The 1,801-nt window shown below is 48.4% G+C and carries 4 protein-coding genes; 1 reads left to right on the top strand and 3 read right to left on the bottom strand.

All coding sequences use genetic code 11. The features are described 5' to 3' along the window. Positions 1–537: hypothetical protein (locus OEM52_15095; protein ID MDK9701460.1), on the top strand; the 537-nt coding region annotated here is incomplete at its 5' end. A 73-nt stretch (positions 538–610) separates the two neighbouring features. Here the strand turns inward: OEM52_15095 and rplI are convergent. The 3 genes from rplI to ssb are packed head-to-tail and all read right to left on the bottom strand — an operon-like array spanning position 611 to position 1,800. After that, the gene (gene rplI / locus OEM52_15090; GenBank protein ID MDK9701459.1) at positions 611–1,141 is read right to left on the bottom strand and encodes a 50S ribosomal protein L9; all 531 of its coding nucleotides are present in this window, start codon (positions 1,139–1,141) and stop codon (positions 611–613) included. A gap of 16 nt (positions 1,142–1,157) precedes the next feature. Then, positions 1,158–1,379 carry a 30S ribosomal protein S18 gene (rpsR, locus tag OEM52_15085; GenBank protein MDK9701458.1) on the bottom strand — a complete coding sequence of 74 codons (222 nt, stop codon included), beginning with the start codon at positions 1,377–1,379 and terminating at the stop codon, positions 1,158–1,160. Between the two features lie 49 nt (positions 1,380–1,428). Beyond that, on the bottom strand, positions 1,429–1,800 hold the full coding sequence (ssb, locus tag OEM52_15080; GenBank protein MDK9701457.1) for a single-stranded DNA-binding protein: 372 nt from the start codon (positions 1,798–1,800) through the stop codon (positions 1,429–1,431). Position 1,801: the final 1 nt, after the last annotated feature.

The raw sequence follows: 1,801 nt of genomic DNA, 5'->3' as shown, positions 1-1,801 counted from the left end.
GACATTCGAGCGCGGGTCTCACAACAATTACAAAGTCAAACGAATGTGGTGTATCTAAACGTCTTCCATCGCGGTGAGTGGAAGCCAATCGATTGGGCTCCGGTTGAAAATGGCATTGCGAACTTTAAGAAAGTCGGGAAATCGGTACTCTATAGTATGTCATTTACTCGCGACAAGAAGAACACAATAATCGATGATCCGTTTTTGTTACGTAGCGACGGGACAATGCAGGTATTTAACGGAAATGAAAAAGCGACAACCTCACTTACCCTGCGAAATGCTGTTTCCCAGTGGACACCCAAAGGAGTACGCCATTTACCAGCGAAGTTTCTTGCCGGCTCACGCTACATCCTGTATCACATGACCGGAAACTGGAAACAAGCCGGAGTTGTCGAATGCAATAAGGAGTGCGATCAAGTTGTGGTATCCAATGTTCCAGAAAACCGGGTCTACATCCTTGTAAATCCCAATCCGATCAATGGGGAACACCCAGAACGAATTTTCACTGTACAAAATGGCAAACAGTATTGGTGGTGATTTCTTTTCGCTCTCTCTGCTACAACAAAAAGGGTGGCATCTTGCCACCCTTTTCACTACAAATGTTACCCTTTTACTCGCGGAAGGATTCGGGAATCTCATCCTCTTCGTTCGCAGGTACAGGGTCTGCAACCACTTCTTCCGGTACCGCTTCGACGACCGGCTTGATGTGAACGTGAATCGTCGCAGCAACTTCGGCGTGCAGTTTCAATGGTACCAAGTGCTCGCCAATCGCTTTCAACGGTTCGTCCAGTTGAAGTTTGCGACGGTCGATGGTAATGTTCTTCTGTGCGAGCAGTTGTTCGGCGATATCGGATGACGTTACCGCACCAAACATTTTTCCATCGTCGCCTACGCGCATCGAGATTTCAATCGCGAGGTGACCCCACTCTTGTACAGCCTTTTGGGCTTCACGCTTTTGTTTCTCCCCGCGTATTTTCCAACTCCGGCGGAACACATGTGATAATGTGTTGCGATTGCCGGGGGAGTCAATCATCGCGAATCCGCGCGGAATCAAATAATTACGGGCGAATCCGTCTTTAACCGTAACCGCATCTCCGGCAACACCGAGCCGCTCGACGTCGGTCTTCAATAATACCTTCATCTCGTTACTCCTCCGGTTACCGTGGGTTATCCGCGACGAACGGCAACAACGCCATGTGGCGCGCTCGTTTAATCGCAATGATTAGCTGTCGCTGATGCCATGCAGTAGATCCATTCACCCGACGGGGAATAATCTTGCCTTCTTCGGTAACATAACGTTGCAGCATCTTCTCGTCTTTATAATCGATATAGAAGATCCCTGCCTCGGTAAACCGGCACGGCTTCTTTTTGTAACTCATCGTTCTTGCCACGATCGCTCTCTTTCTCGTTCAATAAAAGGGGTTTACGCTATTCCGGCGGATATTCCGAATGTTGGGAATATGTCAGCTCATCGGATTCAAGTATAGTTACTTCCTTTTTATTCAGGAATTGAATCCGGCGGGCTTTTATTTCGACCACGGTTCGAATCGAACCGTCATCGCCGCGCAAATTCCGGCTTTGCAGCTCGCCTTCTACTAACACCGCCGAACCTTTCATCAGATTCGTCGCGCAATCTTCCGCCAATTTGTACCAAGCCACGATGCCAATAAAGCAAACATCTTCTTTCCATTGGCCGGTGTTGTCGCGGAATTTCCGGTTCGAAGCAATTATAAAATTCGATACCGGAGTTCCAGCGGAAGTATGGCGGATTGTCGGGTCTTTAATCAGATTCCCAGCAATC

This window comes from bacterium, assembly GCA_030247525.1.
In the GTDB taxonomy this organism is placed as follows: Bacteria; Electryoneota; JAOADG01; order JAOADG01; family JAOADG01; genus JAOTSC01.
This window is presented reverse-complemented; position numbering and strand designations above follow the sequence as displayed.